Origin of the sequence: Psychromonas sp. KJ10-10 (assembly GCF_047323245.1) — a bacterium.
Classification (GTDB): Bacteria; Pseudomonadota; Gammaproteobacteria; order Enterobacterales; family Psychromonadaceae; genus Psychromonas.
Genome location: NZ_CP178826.1, coordinates 109,971 through 129,352 on the forward strand (window position 1 = coordinate 109,971; position 19,382 = coordinate 129,352).

Annotated in this window: 23 protein-coding genes and 2 pseudogenes; 13 read left to right on the top strand and 12 right to left on the bottom strand. The window is 35.9% G+C overall.

Features of this window, described 5'->3' with window-relative positions; all coding sequences use genetic code 11:
• The first annotated feature begins 8 nt into the window (after nt 1–8).
• The 3 genes from ACLKMH_RS00645 to ACLKMH_RS00655 all read left to right on the top strand — a co-directional run bounded on the left by ACLKMH_RS00645 (nt 9) and on the right by ACLKMH_RS00655 (nt 1,338).
• Nucleotides 9–392 carry an MBL fold metallo-hydrolase gene (locus ACLKMH_RS00645; RefSeq protein WP_413700438.1) on the top strand — a complete coding sequence of 128 codons (384 nt, stop codon included), beginning with the start codon at nt 9–11 and terminating at the stop codon, nt 390–392.
• 131 nt (nt 393–523) lie between these two features.
• Nucleotides 524–838 carry a hypothetical protein gene (locus ACLKMH_RS00650; RefSeq protein WP_413700439.1) on the top strand — a complete coding sequence of 105 codons (315 nt, stop codon included), beginning with the start codon at nt 524–526 and terminating at the stop codon, nt 836–838.
• 62 nt (nt 839–900) lie between these two features.
• On the top strand, nt 901–1,338 hold the full coding sequence (locus ACLKMH_RS00655) for an OsmC family protein (RefSeq protein ID WP_413700440.1): 438 nt from the start codon (nt 901–903) through the stop codon (nt 1,336–1,338).
• A gap of 148 nt (nt 1,339–1,486) precedes the next feature.
• On the opposite strand, the gene ACLKMH_RS00660 is transcribed toward ACLKMH_RS00655, so the two are convergent.
• On the bottom strand, nt 1,487–2,830 hold the full coding sequence (locus ACLKMH_RS00660) for a sigma-54 interaction domain-containing protein (RefSeq protein WP_413700441.1): 1,344 nt from the start codon (nt 2,828–2,830) through the stop codon (nt 1,487–1,489).
• 185 nt (nt 2,831–3,015) lie between these two features.
• Here ACLKMH_RS00660 and ACLKMH_RS00665 point away from each other — a divergent pair, with 185 nt between their 5' ends.
• The 3 genes from ACLKMH_RS00665 (at nt 3,016) to ACLKMH_RS00675 (ending at nt 5,263) form a co-directional block, all read left to right on the top strand.
• Complete coding sequence (locus ACLKMH_RS00665) at nt 3,016–3,936, top strand: MotA/TolQ/ExbB proton channel family protein (protein ID WP_413700442.1); 921 nt, start codon at nt 3,016–3,018, stop codon at nt 3,934–3,936.
• Nucleotides 3,937–4,097: 161 nt separating this feature from the next.
• Nucleotides 4,098–4,679, top strand: a complete 582-nt coding sequence (locus ACLKMH_RS00670) for a hypothetical protein (RefSeq protein ID WP_413700443.1) — start codon at nt 4,098–4,100, stop codon at nt 4,677–4,679.
• Nucleotides 4,598–5,263 (top strand): energy transducer TonB, encoded by a 666-nt coding sequence (locus ACLKMH_RS00675; RefSeq protein ID WP_413700444.1) that lies wholly within the window; start codon nt 4,598–4,600, stop codon nt 5,261–5,263. Before ACLKMH_RS00670 ends, ACLKMH_RS00675 begins: the two co-directional genes overlap by 82 nt.
• Nucleotides 5,264–5,304: 41 nt before the next feature.
• Here ACLKMH_RS00675 and gloA read toward each other — a convergent pair whose 3' ends face one another.
• Nucleotides 5,305–5,709, bottom strand: a complete 405-nt coding sequence (gene gloA, locus ACLKMH_RS00680; protein ID WP_413700445.1) for a lactoylglutathione lyase — start codon at nt 5,707–5,709, stop codon at nt 5,305–5,307.
• 305 nt (nt 5,710–6,014) lie between these two features.
• Here gloA and ACLKMH_RS00685 point away from each other — a divergent pair, with 305 nt between their 5' ends.
• Genes ACLKMH_RS00685 through ACLKMH_RS00700 form a run of 4 tightly spaced genes read left to right on the top strand, consistent with a single transcriptional unit; the run spans nt 6,015 to nt 7,655 of the window.
• Nucleotides 6,015–6,170 (top strand): hypothetical protein, encoded by a 156-nt coding sequence (locus ACLKMH_RS00685; protein WP_413700446.1) that lies wholly within the window; start codon nt 6,015–6,017, stop codon nt 6,168–6,170.
• Nucleotides 6,154–7,017 carry a cache domain-containing protein gene (locus ACLKMH_RS00690; RefSeq protein WP_413700447.1) on the top strand — a complete coding sequence of 288 codons (864 nt, stop codon included), beginning with the start codon at nt 6,154–6,156 and terminating at the stop codon, nt 7,015–7,017. Before ACLKMH_RS00685 ends, ACLKMH_RS00690 begins: the two co-directional genes overlap by 17 nt.
• The gene (locus ACLKMH_RS00695) at nt 6,980–7,222 is read left to right on the top strand and encodes a methyl-accepting chemotaxis protein (RefSeq protein ID WP_413700448.1); all 243 of its coding nucleotides are present in this window, start codon (nt 6,980–6,982) and stop codon (nt 7,220–7,222) included. The genes ACLKMH_RS00690 and ACLKMH_RS00695 overlap by 38 nt, the downstream gene beginning before the upstream one ends.
• Entirely contained in the window at nt 7,209–7,655 is a 447-nt protein-coding gene (locus ACLKMH_RS00700) for a methyl-accepting chemotaxis protein (protein WP_413700449.1), read from the top strand. The genes ACLKMH_RS00695 and ACLKMH_RS00700 overlap by 14 nt, the downstream gene beginning before the upstream one ends.
• Before the next feature lie 35 nt (nt 7,656–7,690).
• On the opposite strand, the gene ACLKMH_RS00705 is transcribed toward ACLKMH_RS00700, so the two are convergent.
• From ACLKMH_RS00705 to ACLKMH_RS00740, 8 genes and pseudogenes are all read right to left on the bottom strand, one after another.
• Nucleotides 7,691–8,059 (bottom strand): phosphate-starvation-inducible protein PsiE, encoded by a 369-nt coding sequence (locus ACLKMH_RS00705; protein WP_413700450.1) that lies wholly within the window; start codon nt 8,057–8,059, stop codon nt 7,691–7,693.
• Nucleotides 8,060–8,200: 141 nt separating this feature from the next.
• A complete protein-coding gene (locus tag ACLKMH_RS00710; protein ID WP_413700451.1) occupies nt 8,201–8,617 on the bottom strand; it encodes a hypothetical protein in 417 nt (138 codons plus the stop codon).
• Nucleotides 8,618–8,774: 157 nt separating this feature from the next.
• Entirely contained in the window at nt 8,775–9,032 is a 258-nt protein-coding gene (locus ACLKMH_RS00715; protein ID WP_413700452.1) for a hypothetical protein, read from the bottom strand.
• A 203-nt stretch (nt 9,033–9,235) separates the two neighbouring features.
• Entirely contained in the window at nt 9,236–10,711 is a 1,476-nt protein-coding gene (gene glgA, locus ACLKMH_RS00720) for a glycogen synthase GlgA (RefSeq protein WP_413700453.1), read from the bottom strand.
• Nucleotides 10,712–10,985: 274 nt separating this feature from the next.
• A pseudogene (locus ACLKMH_RS00725) lies at nt 10,986–12,365 on the bottom strand (sigma 54-interacting transcriptional regulator).
• A 20-nt stretch (nt 12,366–12,385) separates the two neighbouring features.
• Nucleotides 12,386–12,928, bottom strand: coding sequence for a hypothetical protein (locus ACLKMH_RS00730; RefSeq protein WP_413700454.1), 543 nt, complete (start codon nt 12,926–12,928; stop codon nt 12,386–12,388).
• A 10-nt stretch (nt 12,929–12,938) separates the two neighbouring features.
• The gene (locus ACLKMH_RS00735; protein ID WP_413700455.1) at nt 12,939–14,357 is read right to left on the bottom strand and encodes a sensor histidine kinase; all 1,419 of its coding nucleotides are present in this window, start codon (nt 14,355–14,357) and stop codon (nt 12,939–12,941) included.
• 265 nt (nt 14,358–14,622) lie between these two features.
• Nucleotides 14,623–14,886, bottom strand: a complete 264-nt coding sequence (locus tag ACLKMH_RS00740; RefSeq protein ID WP_413700456.1) for an EF-hand domain-containing protein — start codon at nt 14,884–14,886, stop codon at nt 14,623–14,625.
• A 535-nt stretch (nt 14,887–15,421) separates the two neighbouring features.
• On the opposite strand from ACLKMH_RS00740, the gene ACLKMH_RS00745 reads away from it, so the two are divergent.
• Nucleotides 15,422–15,802, top strand: coding sequence for a mechanosensitive ion channel family protein (locus ACLKMH_RS00745; protein WP_413700457.1), 381 nt, complete (start codon nt 15,422–15,424; stop codon nt 15,800–15,802).
• Nucleotides 15,759–16,238, top strand: a complete 480-nt coding sequence (locus ACLKMH_RS00750; RefSeq protein ID WP_413700458.1) for a mechanosensitive ion channel family protein — start codon at nt 15,759–15,761, stop codon at nt 16,236–16,238. Before ACLKMH_RS00745 ends, ACLKMH_RS00750 begins: the two co-directional genes overlap by 44 nt.
• Nucleotides 16,239–16,502: 264 nt before the next feature.
• Here ACLKMH_RS00750 and ACLKMH_RS00755 read toward each other — a convergent pair whose 3' ends face one another.
• Together ACLKMH_RS00755 and ACLKMH_RS00760 are read right to left on the bottom strand one after the other, a co-directional pair.
• Nucleotides 16,503–17,039, bottom strand: a complete 537-nt coding sequence (locus ACLKMH_RS00755) for a glutathione S-transferase family protein (RefSeq protein WP_413700459.1) — start codon at nt 17,037–17,039, stop codon at nt 16,503–16,505.
• Nucleotides 17,040–17,130: 91 nt separating this feature from the next.
• Nucleotides 17,131–18,290 (bottom strand): annotated as a pseudogene (locus tag ACLKMH_RS00760) (iron-containing alcohol dehydrogenase).
• A gap of 406 nt (nt 18,291–18,696) precedes the next feature.
• Between ACLKMH_RS00760 and ACLKMH_RS00765 the strand changes: the two are divergent.
• On the top strand, nt 18,697–19,380 hold the full coding sequence (locus tag ACLKMH_RS00765; RefSeq protein WP_413700460.1) for a substrate-binding periplasmic protein: 684 nt from the start codon (nt 18,697–18,699) through the stop codon (nt 19,378–19,380).
• Nucleotides 19,381–19,382 lie beyond the last annotated feature (2 nt).

Sequence of the window (19,382 nt, forward strand, 5' to 3'; positions counted from 1 at the left end):
AATATTAAATGAGCACTATTACCTTACTTGTTGATAATCTAGCAGGCAACGGATTACAACATGAACATGGTTTATCTATTTTTATTAAGCATCAAGACAAGCGAATTTTATTTGATAATGGCCAAAATGAGGTGTTATTTCATAATGCGGACAGGCTTGGTATTTCTCTTTCAGATTTAGATATTATTATTTTGAGCCACGGCCATTATGATCATGGTGGCAATTTAGCATCTTTATTATTAGCAAACCCAAATGCATTATTTTTTGCCCACCCAGACTGTTTACAAACAAGGTCTTCCTTACACCCAGATAAACCTGCACGAATGATATCTCTAAATCAAAATACGATAGAAGCGATTGACAATTTTCCCGATAAACAAAAAAATGGGTAACTCAGCCCACAGAGATAGTCACTGGACTGTGGATAACCGGTGAAATTCCACGTGATTCTAATAAAGAAGATACCGGAGGCCCTTTTTATCTCGATAAAGACAAGATTCAGAAAGACCCGCTAAATGATGATATGAGCCTTTGGCTTGAGGGTAAAGAAGGAACAACGGTTATTTGTGGATGTTGCCACTCCGGCATTATTAATACCTTACAGCACATAAAAAAACAAACGCAACCAACGACAAAAATAACGAATCTATTCGGTGGGTTACATCTTGTCAGTGCATCACAGCAACGCCTCGACAAAACCTTTCATTATTTACAGGCACAGGATATTGAACAATATTATCCAGCACATTGCACCGGAGACGAAGCGATACGACAACTCTCACAACTCTTTAATAACAGAGTTGAAATAGCAAAATCTGGGTTAAAAATATCAATATAGCCAGCATAATAACAAACCAATTAACATATTCACTCATATCACATTCAAAAAGGAAATATTAAATGCAAGCATTACCACATTTATATAACGTCCAAGTTAATAGCACACCCGATACAAACCTAATCGCTTCAAGCAAAGGCATAGCAGACCAAGAGGTAGCTGGTCCTGCGGAGTTTGGAGGTCCAGGAGATCAATGGTCTCCTGAAACTCTAATTTTATCTGCTACGGCTAGCTGTTTTGTTTTATCCTTTAAAGCCGTTGCTAATGCATCAAAATTTGCTTGGAAAGATATTCACTGTGAATCGCTCGGAAAATTAGAAAAAGTTGGCCATATCATGAAGTTTACCGAAATAACAAACAAAGTAACGCTTGTTATTAGTGATCCCACTCAAGAAGAAATGGCATTAAAACTATTAGAGAAATCTGAGTCGATCTGCCTGATTAGTAACTCTCTTAACTGTGAGCTAAAACTTGAATGTAAAATCATTATTGAAGCATAAGATATAAGAACGGTATAAGGCCTTAAGGCTGAATAGCTGTAAGGCTGTATGCATTCAAGCATTCAAGCATTCAAGCATTCAAGCATTCAAGCATTCAAGCATTCAAGCATTCAAGCATTCAAGCATTCAAGCATTCAAGCGTTAAAAGCTAGAACGCTATATTGTACTTCTTCATCTTACGGAATAGCGTAGTTTTATGTATGCCAAGTGCTTTAGCAGTTGCTATTTTACTTTTATTATTTTTCAGAGCATCGATAATTACCTGCTTTTCAAGCTCATCCCGGTTACTGCCTAAGCTTTCTTTAACTTCTATTTTTGGAGTATCCAAAGCAGTATTTTCATTACAAATAAAAGGAAAACTACTTAATTGAATTTCACTGTTTTTGGATAAAATACAAGCTCGTTCAATGCTATTTTCTAATTCTCGGATGTTACCCGGCCATGTGTAGGATTGCAGTTTTAACAATGCCTCTGCAGTAATACCTTTAATGGTTCTTTTATGTAACTTGTTAAAACGCCTAATAAAGTGATCCACTAAAAAAGGAATATCCTCAAATCGTTGCGCGAGAGTAGGCAGGTTAATTGTGATCACATTTAAGCGATAATAAAGGTCTTCTCGGAATTTATCCTGAGATACAAGTTGCGAAAGATTTTTATTGGTGGCAGTAATAATTCTAACATCTGTTTTTTGTGGTTTATTACTACCAACAGGTTCAAATTCTCGCTCTTGTAATACTCGTAATAAACGAACTTGAAGGGCGCCAGAAATATCACCAATTTCGTCAAGGAACAATGTGCCTCCATTCGCTCGAGCAAAATATCCTAATTTATTCTCATAGGCACCTGTAAATGCCCCTTTTACATGACCAAATAAAGTTGATTCTAATAAGTTCTCGGGTAAAGTCGCGCAATTAACCGCAATAAAGGGTTGTTTCGAGCGATTACTAAGTTGATGAACTGTTTTCGCAGTTACTTCTTTACCGGTCCCCGTTTCGCCCATAATTAACAGAGTCGCAGATGTTTCAGAAACAGCTTCTAGGACAGCCTGTACTGAAGCCATTGAAGGGCTTTGACTGGTTAACGGCCCAGATTTTACTTGCTTGGAGAGCTGTTGCTTTAATGCTTCTATTTCAGATATATCACGAAAGGTTTCTGCACCACCAATCACATTACCCAAATCATCTTTAAGTACTGCAGTCGAAAGAGAAACGGGTATCTTTTTACCGCCGCTGTTAATGAAATGACAACCTTTATCAATAATTGGTTTACCTGTTTTCAAGGTTTCTCTTAACGCACAATGTTCCCCACATAAACTTGAACGAAAAACTTCAGAGCAATAACTGCCTAATGCATCAGTGCGTTTTACGCCGGTAATTTCTTCTGTCGCACGATTAAATGAAGTGATTTTCCAGTTATGATCAACACTAAAAACACCATCTGAGATGCTTTCTAAGATAGTTGTATTATCAAATAACTGTTTTTTGTGACTCATTGGTAACCCTTCAATATAAAAAATAGCAAACAAAGTAGGTTAAAAACATTCTACTCTGATTTTTAAGCCCTTAATAGAATGGTTTTAATAGCAATTTTGTGATCATTTTTTGATTGCACTTCCATTAACCGTTAGTATAAGCAAACTGTTTGACTATACATTTTTTATATTAGGGATTTATTAAAATGGCTGTAGAAGTCACCGTCATTAAAAGCACTGTTGTCGCACCGACTATTATACAACAAATAGTCGCTTCTATGCCTGAATGGTTTCAGCTCGGTGGCGCAGTCATGTGGTTGCTTTTATTCACATCTTTTTTAGTTACCATTGTTAGCTTGGAACGAGCCTTTTCATGGTTGATCTACTTAACTCAAAAAGAGCGTCCTGTTATCAATGATATTTTTGCTTTTCTTAATAAAAAGGAAAAAGCACAAGCGTTAATTTGCTCGCAAACAATACAGACACCAGCACTTCTTATGCTCAAGCATGGTATTGAAACCTTACCCTTTTCACCAAAAGAAAAAATGCATTCCTATGCAAAAGTACAAGTCGGCTCTCTTTCTCAGGGACAAACATTATTAGTAAGTGCGGTAATTACAGCCATTCTGTTAGGTTTTCTAGGTACAGCATTACAACTAATTTTTTCATTCAATAACATTAGCCTAATGCAAACAAATATCAATGGTGCAGTAATAGGCGCAATTGCAAATGCTTTAATCCCATTAGCAACAGGGCTGTGCGTATCACTACTTGCTTTTATTCCCTATAAAATATTTCAAACTCAGTTACAAAAGCTACAACAACACCTAGAGAATATCGGTAGTGAGTTCAACCATATCTGCCAACAAAAGCAACTTATTACAAATCAGCTTAGTGAAATCATGAAGTTACAAGAAAAACGTCTTGCTAGTACTGCGGATGATAAGGAAACTGAAACCGTTGCTGAGCAAAGTGAGATGCCCTACCACTACGAATTTAAAGAAGGTTCCGATGAAGTTAATGTGAGCCTGCATAAAGATATGAAGGATTTACAAAAAACATCACAATCTTCATTGATGGATATGTATAAAGATGAACTAAATATTCCTATTAAAAAAGAAAAGTAGCCGATGATGCTCCTCCTTCATTACTAGATCGATACCAAAACTCAGCAAATGAAATTCATGAGTTATACGGTATTAATGAAGTAGAGCTACAAGAAACAGCAAGAAACAGCTCATCTTAAGCAGTTAGAAAAATAATAACACTAATAAGGTAAATACAAACAATGATGCGTTATGTTCCATTTATTATCATTAGTTTAATCTTATATGCGCTGTTTTTTTACCACAGCCAACAAACCGTTATCGTCCCTTCAAAGGAACTTATTCAAGAAGAAATAAATACAAACAATAAGATCATTTCCCTTGATTTAAACAGTACAACAGAGCAACAAATTACTTCCCAAAATATCGCTATCGACAATGAAGAATCAGATAAAAATCTTTCTTCGTCGGCGCTTTCAGAAGCACTCGCAACAAACCAAGCTATTGAAGACACAATGGTTCCTGTTACACAACCAAGCTTTGAAGAAAGTATTGAAGAAAGCATTGAAGAAAACGTACAAGCAACAACTGAAATAATAATGTCAGTGGCTGATATAAACCAACCAATATCAGAAACCTCAGACGTTTCAGAGGTAATAAAAGAAAATATAAAAGTATCTCCCGATACAGTAAAACTAACATCGCGACCCCTGAACCAGTTACCCAAGCTCCTATTTTTGAAATGCCACAGACTATTTCCGAAACACCAGTCACAGCAACAGAACAACCCATTGTTGAAGAACAAACAGAAGCACAGAATGTAGTATCCCTAGACACTAAAAAAGTCACGGAGCAGTATTCAATACAAATGACAGAAGCACATCAGTCTGCCTTATTAAAAGGGGAGTTTTATGATAAGACTTTCCACTTACACCTTTCTGATCCTGTGGTTAAAAGTTCTGCAACAAAAGAAATTGCAAATAAAAAAGCGCCACTTAAAACGACATCAGTATCAGCCAGTAATTCATTACTCAAATTAACTCAGCCAATACCAGGTAATCAGCCTGAAATTGAAAACGATAAACCTAAACGTACCTTTAAAAAGGTAGTTAAGCCATTTTCAAATAATAATGGATTATCTGAAGCGATCGTTGCTTCTGGAAATAAACCTATCTACCCGAAACAAGCAATTAAAGAAAAATTACAGGGCACTGTGACAGTAAAATTTATTGTTAGTACCGAAGGCGAGAGCCAGTCCCCCAAAATGGTGAAATCAAGCGGTCATAAAATATTAGATACTACTGTGCTAGATTTTGTTAAAAAGGAACGTTTTATGCCTTCCTTTGATGGCGTAGAGAAAGTCACTAAAGAGCAACAGTTCACTCATAAATTTGTGACGCAGGAATAAGCGTTGGTAAGATCACTCTTACAAACGCTTATTAAAACTTGTTAACCTAAGCCTTTGCCTGCATCTTTTTTATTTATCAATTCAATCATATAACCATCAGGGTCTTTAACAAAGGCAATCACCGATGTCCCTCCTTTAACAGGACCAGGCTCACGTGTGATTAAGCCACCCATTTTTTTAATTTTTTCACAGGTTGCATAAATATCATCGCTCTCAATCGCAATATGACCATAAGCTTTCCCCATGTCATATTCCGTTGTTCCCCAATTATAGGTAAGTTCAAGAACTGTTGTGTCTGTTTCAGCTCCGTAACCTAAAAAGGCAAGTGTATATTTATACTGCTCGTTTTCAGACTTTCGAAGTAACTTCATTTCTAAAATATTAGTATAAAAATCAATAGACTTCTGTAGGTTACCGACTCGTAACATAGTATGTAATAAACGCATGAAATGTCCTCTATAAAAATGATTTGTAAGCTAATAATAAACTTATGGTATTGGCTGTAAAAGTGCAATTAAATTTAACAACTTAGGTATGGCATATATCGTACTAGCAACAATGACTCTTTCAAGTTAATTTTTATGTTAGTTTGCTAATTTTTGCATCTTGAATGGTGATGGCTATAAATTAAAAAATAAAGCTAGCGCACAGTTAACGACTCTGATTTTTGCTTTCCATTATTTTCGCACTACCTTTAAATGTAGCAATATTAATGGCAGATATTGTCAATATGATACAAAGGATAGCTAGTATGAATCTATTAAACCGTTACTCAATGAAGCTAAAATTATCTCTATTTATTGTTTTAGGTGTGGTGGGTATGTTGTTAATTGCCAGCCAATCTCTAATTCAGAATAATAAAATCCTACACGCAGAAAAAGAGCAACGAAATGCGTTATGTGGTTGAATCGGCCCATAGTATCGCAAGTAGCTATTATCAAAAATTCCAAGCTGGGGAAATCTCTGAAGAGCAAGCACAAAACCTTGCTAAGTCTTTAATTGGTGCTATTCGATATGATGATACTAACTACTTTTGGATCAATGATAATTCGCCAACTATGGTTATGCATCCCATAAAACCTGCCTTAAATGGACAGGACCTATCCGCAATTGAAGATGCTAATGGCAAGTTTTTATTTAAAGCCTTTGTTGAAAAAGTAAAACAAAGCCCAGAAGGTGGTGTGGTAGATTACCTATGGCCCAAGCCAGGTAGTGAAAAAGCTGTCGAAAAACTTTCCTTTGTAAAACCCTTTAAGCCCTGGGGCTGGATCATTGGTTCAGGTATTTATATTGATGATGTAAAAGCAACCCTCGCAGTATTTATTCGAGATCTATTAATTGATTTATGCATTATCACCGCCCTACTAATTTTTACTTCTTTTGTAATTGCTAAAAGCATTATTACGCCACTCAATAAAACCAGCGATGCCTTGGTCAATTTAGCCCGTGATGAGGGTGATTTAACACACCGACTTCCCGTCGAAGGAAAAGATGAAATAGCAAAATTATCGGTTTCCTTTAATGAATTCATCAATAAAATTCAAAATATTATTAAAGAGATCCAGATTTCATCTAAATCGATGAGCAATTCATCAATTGATTTAGCTTCTTTATCGCAACAGTCATTAACCAGTAACGAACAGCAGAATACAGAAACATCACAAATTGCGACAGCATCGAATGAAATGCTCGGAACAATCAAAGAAATAGCCGAAAATGCAACACAAGCAAGCAGGACTCGCAGAAACAGCTAACTCAGAAGCTCAAACAAGTAAGGGAATAGTAACGGACTCAGCTAAATCCGCGCAAAAATTATCCGTCGAAATAACCAGTGCAAGTGATGTTATCAGTGAATTAAATACTCAATGTAACTCTATTGGTACAGTGCTTTCCGTTATTCAAAGTATTGCTGAACAAACTAATTTATTAGCACTTAACGCGACCATTGAAGCAGACTAGAGCCGGTGAGCAAGGTCGAGGCTTCGCCGTTGTTGCTGATGAAGTACGTACCCTAGCAGGCAGAACACAGGAAGCGACGCTTGAGGTTAATAATATTATTGCGCAATTGCAAAACAAAGCCACTGAAGCTGTTTCAGCAATTTCAATCAGTGGAGAAATTGCTGATGGGGCAGTACTTCAAGCGAATGAAGCAAGCCAATCTCTAGGCGCGATTTTAGAAACGATTAATGCAATTTCTACCGCAAATCATCATATCGCCGGAGCCGTCGAACAACAATCTGGGGTAACAAATAATATTGATGAGCGAGTTGCGACTATTTCAAGTTTATCTAATGCATCGACCCAGTTATCAGCACAAATAAGTGATGAAAGTAAAACTATTAGCGAACTAGGCGTTCAACTTGATGAATTAGTGAAAACCTTTAAAACTTAGCCGGCAAGGGTTTAAAGGTTTTGTCATCAATATAATTATTCAGCTTCGCTTTTCTTTTCACGAATAGATGCAATTTGTTTATATGGCCAATAGTACTGACCAACACGTATCACAACTGTCGAAGCGACGAGTATTAAAGCGACTAAAGATAACCAAATCACATCTAGGCTTTGCAACTCTTTCATGCCGAGAGTGATATAACGAGCAATAGCCATTATCGCAATATAAATAGGGTAACGAACAGGGATTTTACCATTAACCACAAACTGCTGAATCATGGCTAAGACTTCAAGGTAAATAAACATCAGTAAGATATCATTTAATAACACGGTTTTTTCATGCATAACATGAAAGAATTCATTCGACATGGCGTAAATTGTTGCAATCGTAATTGCAATAAGCAACACAGCTTCGATGTAACTGAAAATGGTTAAAAATACTTTAGCGAATTTAGGGGAGATTCGATGCCATAAAAACCTTAATTAAAAATGAGTAAATAAAGCATATAGCAGACTTGTCATCAATCAAAGCCCTTTATGACTCACCTAGCCAACATTTTCGGTTTTTGGAAGGTCCAAATGAATTTCGATTCTTGAATCAACATTTAAAATATCTAATGCCTGTGGCCAATGCTTTTTAATTAAACGTTTAATTAAGCCAGTTTTTTGTGCATGTATCATTGCTTTTTCAATAACATCTTGATGCTGACTAGCAGAATGATTACCAGCCTTACTTAAATAAAAATAGCAATCATGGTCATAATTAAAGAGCAATTTCTTTTCAATATCGAGCTTAGGATATTGCTTTGAATCAGCTAAGACTTCATTCACTCCACGCGAGATATAGTTGTAGTCTCTACCATGGGGAATCATTTTAAAAATTGACCGCCAGCTACCGGAACTTTCTTTATATTTAAGACCATTTTTTTTCCAGATTTCAACATCAAACCACCCCTTTCCCATACCTGCCACTAAGTCTAGTTGTTTAAAATCTTGTAAGTTTTTTACTTGATCATAAAGGGGTTGATCACCTTTTTTATTAGCAACACTCTTTTACCAATTAACCCATCAGTAAGACCAATTTTAATAGCGATATATTTATCATCTAATACTTCATTTTCTAATGACCAAAAAACGAAAGCTCACCATTATCCATATACTTTTTCATGCGCAATTGAGGCAATTTTTTAGCAATAAGTATCGGCTTTTGACCAAACTCTTCAAGTGCTGTTTTTATGAGGTCATGGAAGAAAAGGTGTTGTTTGGGACTGTCTTCCATAATAGGGGCATGTAAAACGATTTCTTTTGAATTAACAACTGGCGCAAAAAAGAATAGTGATAAAATAGAGAAAACAAAAATGGTCTTTTTTGAGTGCATATTATCAACTTATTTTAAGTATCCAAGAATCGCTTTAAAAAGCATTATTATATGATGAGAATACACTGAGTTTGATATTCAAATATTAGCCAATATCAAATAAAAAGGGGCGTAGGACAAAAAAACATGAAGTCGCTAGCAAAAATAAAAATGGCCTGATTATTCAGGCCATTTTATAACTTAACTTAACTCAGTTAATAAGATTAGAAGCGAGTATTAGCATGTTGATATAACTCTTCATATTCAACAGCTGTGTGATGCCATGAAAAATCAGTGGTCATACCGTTAATGATCATTTGTTTAAAGGCGGGTTTATCATTAAAGTAAATAGAAGTCGCCCATCTCATAGTATCTCTTAATGAAGCAGGGTAAAGCTCATACAGTTTAAATCCTGTTGATTTCTCAGGATGCTTTTCATCAAAATTGTTTACCGTATCTTCAAGGCCACCCGTTGCTCTGACAATTGGCAAAGTACCATATTTCATGCTGTACATTTGATTAAGGCCACAGGGCTCATAACGAGAAGGCATCACAAAGAAGTCAGATCCCGCTTCAACCATATGCGCTAATTTATTATTATAACCAATAAAACAGGCAAATTTACTCGGGTACAATTTAGCATAATTTGCCAATGCAACTTCCAAGGCTTTATCGCCAGAGCCAATCACTGCAAATTGTACATCGTCTTCCTTAAGCATTTCATCAATACAGTCAATAAAAACATCTATGCCTTTTTGCTCTGCGAGCCTTGATACAACACCATAAAGAGGCACATCAGGGTTAACCGTTAAACCAAGCTCTTCTTGCAATGCTTGCTTACATAGGGCTTTACCTGTTAAGTCAGTATGAGAAAAGTTATGTGGAATTAAGGTATCAGTTTCAGGAGACCATTCATTAACATCAATACCATTTAAAATACCTCTTAATTTACCCTGCACAGCACGATGCTGTAATGGATGCTCTAAGTTAAAGGCATATTCAGGAGACAAAATTTCTTCAGCGTAGGTCGGGCTAACTGTTGTCACCATATCTGAAATCATGACTCCAGCTTTTAAGAAATTCAATTGGTCAAAAAACTCTAGGCAATGAACATTAAAATAATCCCATCCTAGTCCAGTCCAATAAAGGTTGGCTTTATTAAATACCCCCTGATAACCAATATTATGAATAGTGATGATAGATTTTGCTTGGCTAAAATTAGCGTAGGATTTATACAATTCACTTTTTAAATAAATACTACAGAGTGCGGTATGCCAATCATTGGTATGTAATACATCTACTTTAATCTCTAATGCCAATACCGCCTGCATGATGGCCCGACTCAAGAAGATAAAGCGTTCTGCATTATCTGAGTATTCATGACCATCCATATCGTATAATTTAGGACGATTAAAAAAGTTATTATGCTCTATAAAATAAAAAGAAAGGTTATCGCTGATTTTATGTCTTCTAATTTGTGCCCATTCTTCATTGCCTTCACCAAATGGGACTCCTAATAACTCATATACCACTTCAGTATCTTCGCATTTCTCTCCCATCACCTGAGGATAATAAGGCATAAACACTGAAACATTATGCCCATTTTCAGCAAGTGCATAGGGTAATGAGTAAGATACATCGGCCAATCCACCTGTTTTAGCATAGGGAGCGACTTCACTTGTTGTCCAAACTATATTCATAATATAAAACCTCGATTATTAGCAAATAGAAAACTAATGCGAAAGCGCTTAGACCTTGTAAAGAAAATTTTCATCGGCAAGCAAGGCTGGTTACTTTTTCATTGTTTGCTATCATTTTGTTGAATAGGCTTCTTTGAATAGAAAGAACACCCAAATAATTTGTGATAGATAACGGCAGGTTACTATAAAAATGCAAGCGCCTAAACTATTTATCGAATACAATCCTCAGGATAACGAAGCGCTCACTATTATAAAAAAAGTTATTAAAAAATGCTTAATGCGGTAATTTAAAATCATCAACATTCAATTGATGTTTTTTAATTAATTTATAAAAGTCTGTTCTATTTCTTCCTGATAGCGTCTGCGACTTTTGATACAACCCCATCAGTCATTTTAAGAACACGAGTGATATAACTACGCTCAAAAGCTTCCTTAGCATCAGTTAGACTGAGGAAGTAATCACTATTATGCAACAAAGCTTGGTTAACTAAAGATAGACTGATCACCGGTGACTGGGTCAGTGCAACACACTGCTCTACAACATTAACTAATTGGCGAATATTACCAGGCCACTGCGTCTGACATAACTTAAGCATGGCATCATCGGAAAAGCGTGTCGCCTGCACACCATGTTTTGTGGCACTCTGTACCAATAAATGCCTAGCAAGCACAGGAACCATCCTCTTGACGCTCATTTAAACTCGGTAAACATAAATTAACCACACAAATTCGATAAAACAGATCTTCTCTAAACTCCCCTTCCTGCATCGCAGTTTTCAGGTTTTTATGCGTTGCAGAAATAACGCGTACGTTTATATCAATAGTTTGTGTACTGCCTACGGGGCGTAATGACTTTTCCTGTAATACTCTTAATAATTTAACCTGTAATGAAATCGGCATATCACCAATTTCATCTAAAAATAATGTGCCGCCCTCAGCGTACTCGAAACAGACCAAGGTGATCACTAATGGCACCAGAAAAAGCACCTTTTTTATGACCAAATAACTCAGACTCAAGTAAATGTTCTGGTAAGGCTCCACAGTTAAGCGCTATAAAAGGCTTCTGAGCACGATCACTTGCTCGATGAATAGCCTGTGCTAAAACCTCTTTACCCGTTCCACTAGCGCCTGAAATCAAAATACTAACATCGCGACGAGCAATTAGCCCCGCCTGATCAATCAGCTTTTGCATTACTTCACTTCTAAAAATAATTTGCTTATGCCAACCTGCAGTGACTTGCTTAGCTGATTGGGCAACCGCATTTTCTAATGCTTCCCTGAGTTTAATATGATCAATAGGTTTAGTAATAAACCCTAAGGCCCCCTTTTCTGTTGCTATCACTGCATCATCGATTGAACCATGTGCTGTTATTAATACCAAAGGTAACGAAGGTTGGTGTTCTTTCACATAATCCAGTAAATACAAACCATCTTTTCCTGGCATACGTAAGTCACTTAATATGGCAGAAAACTTTTGATCGGCAATCAGGCGGATAGCCATATCAACACTTGTTGCGGTAGTCACAACATAACCTTCACTGTGTAATCGAATGCTCAGTAATTTTAATAAACTGGTATCATCATCAACCACTAATATAGGTTCAGAAACAGGGTCTGAAAGTGTTTGTTTTGCTGAAAAATCTGATATTTCCATAGATGCGTTATTTACCTTTTCTAATTGGTATTAAGATCCTGCTCAATATCCATAATTGCTTGAATTTTTGCCTGTGTATCCTTTAACTGCTTTTTTAGTTTAACATTGTTACTAGTTTGTACTTTTAATTTCTTTTCAACCTGTACAATTTTTTGCTTATTTAAATGATCAACATTGCTATAAGTTGCCAATAAATAAAATAATTGCCCAAAGCCATTATTATATTCTGAGGAAATTTGAAACATTTTTTCAATAGCCTGTTGACGAATATCATCGGGCTCAAAGTGACTGCTTCTTAAAATAATTTGTTTATAGTGATTATCCATCTTTCCCATTAATAGCAAGAATGCCCCGCGGTGTTCCTCTTCAGTCGCATTCAATACTTGATAGGCAAATGCTTGCCAACCCACTAAGTTACAAGGTTCATCAGACTCATCGTAGGGGAAAACCTCGCAACTCATCAAAGAAGGATTCTCTTCGACACTATCCGTTTCAAGCTTTCCAGGTTGATAAGCACAGGATGACAATAAAAATAAACACGCAGTAGATAATAGAATTCTCACAGGAAACCTTTTAATTATGATGAGGAAATATAATTTCAATAGCAAAATCAAAGTCAGGTAAATCAATAATAGTGATCGCACCATTTAATAAATGAACACAATCACGCACAATAGATAAACCTAATCCAGTGCCAAGTAATGAGTCCTGCCTAGGCACTTCACTCTTTGCAAAGGGCTCTAAAATCTGATGTTTCTGATTTTCAGGTACTCTAGGGCCTGTATTTGCGACGGTTAAAATACTATTGCTTGAACCTTCATGCAACTTCACTAGCACTTTACCATTTTCAAAACCATAAGCCTGCGCATTACTTAATAAATTATCAATGATTCGTGTAAATAATTTCGAATCGGTTTCGAGAAGCGTTACAGCACAATCTACCTGTACATCCTGTTTTCGTTTTAAAAAGAAATGTTGATAACGTTTTACTGATTCATCAATTAATATTTTTACATTATGCTTTTCAATATTAGGATCTGCATTTTGTAATAGGTAATTATAATCAAGTAGTTGTTCCGTTAAATGTTTTAGGTTTTGCGTTGAATCCTCCAAAATACCAACCACTTCTGTTTGCATATTCGTTAATGGTCCCGATATCTCCTCCTTCAAAATAGCGCAACTTTCCATAATACTGGCTAAGGGAGTTTTAAATTCATGGGAAGCATGACGTAGGAAGGATTGTCGTAACATCTCTAATTTAACCAGACGCAGAGCAAGGCGATCTAGTTGAATATTAATTTCTAACAGTTCTTTAGGAGCATTAAAATCAGTAGAAGTGGTGGCTATATTTTGTTTTTCATCAAGTTGATCGATTTTCTTTTTTAGAATATTAACCGGTGTAGCAATTTGTGAACTCAATGAAAGTAATAATAAAAAAGTTAAAAATGACACTCCTAATAAACCCAGCATAACCTGCTTTTGTTTTGTTAACCCTATTTCAATCTGTTGTTCTTTGGAAATATCGATACCTTTCCAAAGTTGCACCATTAGGTCCTGTTGATTTGCTCTGAGGGATTTTAACAAATCATTTAGCGCTTCTTCAGGTAAATTAAGCAGGTCTTTTTTTAAAGACTCTAACAAAACATTCTGCTCTACACATAAGGCTAACAAAGTCTCTGGAGCAACGGATATAAACGCATTAACTTGATTATGGTATCGATTGATATTTTCATTGGCTAATATCGCTATCGGCTCACTTTGCAGGATCAAGCGCTGTTTAGTTGAGCGCTCAATTTCAACCAATAGCGCATTAAGTTCAACGGCAATGCGCACAGATTTAATAGAATTGTCTGTGAGTGATTGCCATGACAAACTGACGTTCTTTTGAATCGCCGTATTTTGCCAAACAAATAGGCCAAGTGGCAGAAGAGAAATTAAAAAACCAATTAAAACAAGGTATTTTAATGGGATGAGTCTCAGAGGAAGATGCATTATAAAAGTTATCTCTTATCAAGAAAAAACACAGAACGGCGAAACATAAACGCTCTATTGTGAAGAAATAAAGATAATAATACTATAGCAATAATTATTTTTAGGGGCTTAGGTAAATGCAACTTCATCGACTAAAGGAATATTAGTGGGTTTATACCCGTTACCAATCAAAATACTTTATTCAGTCGCGAGCTCAGACAGTAAGGCAAGCATCTGGTTGGTAACAGGTGTCGTCAGTCGACGAAGAAGCAATTAAAGTAGTTGCTTATTGAGCCACTTCAGTCAGCTTTTTATATTCTTCTTCATTAATTGAACCATCTTTATCAACATCAAGTTCTTCAAATGCAAGCTGTAAAACTTCATGTTCAGATACTTCTTCCATACTAATAACACCATCAGTATCAACATCAATTGATTCAAAAGTTGTTTCCATTTCAGCACTTTTCATTTCATCCATTACAAGGTTTTCATTTGCAGAGGCCATTGAAGAGAAAGCAACTGTTAAAGCCAGGATAAGTGTTTTGTTCATAATATAACTCCAGTTTAAAGGTAACATTTAAGATTGTGTCAATACGTTATTTACTAACGATAAACAGCATATAGCGATAAACGTGCCAACAAAAAATAAACAATAAAAATCAATTACTTACAAAAACACAGCAATATATTAGAACCTGTTTAAGAAGCAATCTGTCGGCAAATGCAGACACCTTTAAAGCACTAAAAACATAAACAAATAAAATCAATAACTTAGGGCGTCTTTATTTTGAGACAGTCATTGTATATTTTATTAATTTTTGTCTTTAGGTTTACTCTCATAAATCTTTGTTACTCCATAAAATCTGTCTTTAATTGCCTATAACACCTGAAAAATGTGTGGTTTATATACAAATAATTACTATTTACTACAATAATTGCTCAATTAACTAAATCAGTAGTTATTATTATTTGACTTAATAATGTTTTTTACCTCTGAAGATAAATGATAACTGGAAGTATTTGATAGATTTGCTACATTACGCATCAGTGAATGTTAAATATGTTAAACAATAAGGAAGATAAAAATGAATCCGGAAGAAACGTTAGATTTAGTAACAAGTGTAACACTAGAATATGGCCCAAAACTGATCATGGCGATTGTGGTTTGGATAATTGGTTCATGGATTATTAAATTAGTGGTCCGTGGCATAAATGCAGTGATGGAAAAAGGGAACGTTGACGCATCATTAAAACCATTCTTGTGTAGTCTTGCAGGTATGGGTCTTAAAGTCATGCTAGGTATTACTGTACTTGGTATGTTAGGCATTGAAATGACTTCTTTCATTGCTATTTTAGCAGCTGACTGGTTTAGCAGTTGGTATGGCATTATCAGGAACATTACAAAACTTCGCTGGCGGTGTAATGATTTTACTTTTCAAACCTTTCAAGGTTGGAGATGTAATTAATGCACAGGGTCACATTGGTTCTGTTAAAGAAATTCAAATTTTTAACACTATTCTAAAAACGCCAGATAATAAAACAATCATTCTTCCTAATGGCGGTTTATCTACGGGTTCAATGGTTAACTTCTCAACAGAAGACAAACGTCGTGTTGATTGGACAATTGGTGTTGGTTATGGCGACGACCTTGATAAAGCACGCGCTGTTATCCAAAAATTATGTGATGCCGATGAGCGTATTTTAACTGAAACACCTGTTGTAATTGCTGTTGCAGAGCTTGCTGACAGTTCAGTTAACTTCACTGTTCGCGCATGGGTTAAAGCACCTGATTACTGGGGTGTATTCTTCGATATGAATGAAAATGTATACAAAACATTCCCGAATGAAGGACTTAACATTCCTTTCCCACAAATGGATGTTCATGTACATAAAGAAGGCTAAAAGCTGTAAGGCTTTAAGGCTTTAAGGCTGTAAGGCTGTAAGGCTTTAAGCCTGTAAGGCTGTAAGGCTGTAAGGCTGTAAGGCTGTAAGGCTGTAAGGCTGTAACATCATAAGCCAAACCATTTTTATGGTTTGGCTTTTTTTATGCCTAAATTATGCTTATTCTCTCTAGCGATTAAGCAAAACAGTAATTAACCAAAACTTGTCGCTTTTTGATATGCACTGCGTTGTCGCATTTTTTCAAGATAAGCCAAAGTGTTAACTTTATCTTTTAACAATCCGATATTGGCAAGCAATCTCAAGCATGATGGTCATCATAATATCAGCCCCGCTAAATTGCTCACCTGCAAAATATGATTGTTTCGATAATACTGCTTCAATATATGAAAAATCGAGGTTAATTTCCTTACCAATATAATGGTCCATCGCTTGGTCACCCACTCGCTCCTCCATACTCATCATTAACTTTGCAATAACCGGTAATGCTAGCGAGCCTTCTGCAAAATGTAACCACTCTAAGTATTGGTAATATTCAGCGCTGTCTGGCTGTGGACGTAACCTATTTTGAGTATCGTTATTTAAAATGTATTCAACAACCGCACCCGATTCACATAAGGTTAGCTCACCATCAACAATAACTGGTGCTTTAGCTAAAGGGTGAATGACTTTTAAACTGTCTGGTGCTAAATTTGTTTGTGGATCGCGTTGGTGCTGTACTAAGTGATAAGGCATTTGAAGCTCTTCTAATAACCACAAAATGCGTTTTGAACGGGATTTATTTAAATGGTGAACAATGATCATTTTTTATCCTTATTAAAAAATAAAGCTAACAACAAATGCTTGTTGTTAGCTTTTTAAACTTCATTAAAAGTGTTAATGAAGCAGATGGATATTAAAGTGCTTGCTGTAGGATTTTGCGACTTACATCTAAAGTAATGTCGCCATGCTCACCTAAGGCAACCATGCCATGTTGCTCTAGTCTTTTCACTAAGGGTTCAATACTTGACTCATCTAAATCCACATCCGCTAAACGAATTGGCATACCCATAGTTTGGAAGAACTCTTCTGTTAATTTAATCGCTTGAGCTATTTTTTGCTTTTCATCACCTTCATTAATATTCCAAACTCGTTCAGCGTACTGCACTAGTTTATCCTGTTTTGCTTGCTGACAAACTTTCATTACAGCAGGTAAAACGATAGACAGCGTTCGTGCATGGTCAATTTCATATTCACCTGTTAATTCGTGACCAATCATATGTGTAGACCAATCCTGTGGCACACCTGAGCCAATTAAACCATTTAAAGCCATAGTTGCAGACCACATGATATTAGCACGTACTTCAAGATCACTTTTAGTTTCTGGTGCTAATGCTTTTGGCCCTTCTTCAATTAAAGTTTGTAACAAACCTTCTGCAAATCGATCCTGCACTTTACCATTTACACTATAAGTAAGGTATTGCTCCATGGTATGAATAAAGGCATCCACCACACCATTACTAATTTGACGATCAGAAAGTGATAAGGTCACTGCTGGATCTAACACAGCAAACTGAGGACGTACTAAAGGATTCATGAAGGGTAGCTTAGTACCATCACGAGTAACAACTGAGCCAATATTCGTTTCTGAACCTGTTGCTGGTAGTGTAAGCACAACACCAATCGGCAATGTCGCATCAATAGGCGCTTGTTTAGCGATGATATCCCAAGGATCTTCACCAGCAAACAAAGCAAGCAAGAAGCAATAAACTTACAACCATCAGCAACAGAGCCACCGCCCACGGCTAGAATATAATTAATGTTATGCTCTTTAATAATCGGTAAAGCTTTCATTAACGTATCGTATTTTGGATTAGGTTCAATGCCAGAAAATTCAAACCAAGTATGATTTTCTAAGGCAGTAACAACTTGATCATAAACACCATTACCTTTTATTGAACCACCACCATAAACAACGAGAACTTTCGCATCGCTTGGAATTTCTTTGTTGATAACACTAATTTGCCCTTCACCAAAGTGAATACGGGTCTGATTTTCAAAACTAAAATTATTCATTTTATCTCTCTATGCTTTGGTTAAGACCATCAAGGTACAATTTGCCAAATTCATTTAATGGCATGTATTTTGTTTATAAAATGAAGGTCTGATTTTTTGATTTCTATTTAAGAATTTTGCCATATCGCTGAATTAGCAAAAACCTAATATGTCATTGCAGTATATTCCTTGAAATACTCCATGACAATGCACAGTTCATCAACTTCATTGGTTCAATAATTAATACAATCAATCCCTTTTACTAATAAAAAATATTTAAAAGCAGGAAAAATTCAACAAGGGTGCTAGAGTTAACTTGTATTATTAATAACACTTTTCACCTCACTTCGATTAATCACTGACACATTGAAACAGGTAATTTATGAATAGGGTCTTTTTTCTTTTTACATGGCTTATGGCATTACAAATGTTTGCCTACGCGGAAACGACTCTTACCTTTTCAAAGGTTCAAAATACACAGGATCAAATCGTAAGTGCTGAAATTTTAAAGGTTGCTTATAACAAGCTTGGTATTTCAATTAACACAATAGATATGCCCCCTAAAAGGTCAATTCAAGAAGCTAACGAAAGCAAAGTAGACGGAGAAGTTAGTCGTGTATTTGAAATAGGTCAATTTTATCCACAACTCATTCGCATCCCCACTTCAATCAACCTTATTGAGCCTTCAGTTTTTTCAAAAAACCTAAACTTTACTGTAACCGACTGTGAAGCTTTAAAGTATTTCAGTATTGCTGTTGTCAGAGGAGCAAAATTTGCAGAGTTATGCACAAAGGGAATGGATTATGTTTTTATCACCAACAGCCTAACGCAAGCCTTGAATTTACTTGAACGAGATAGAGTAGATGTAGTTATTGCAACCAAGCGTAATGGTCTAGAAATGTTAAAATACTTAGAGTTAGATTCAATTGGTATTCTTTCGCCAGCATTAAAAAGCATGCCATTACACCATTACTTAAATGCTAAACATAAAGATTTAGCAGTTAAGGTTGATGACGTTTTATCTAAAATGGAAAAAAGTGGTGAGCTACAAACACTCCGAACGCAGATATTAAAAGGCATGAGCATTAAACATAATGCGAACAAGAAATAGGT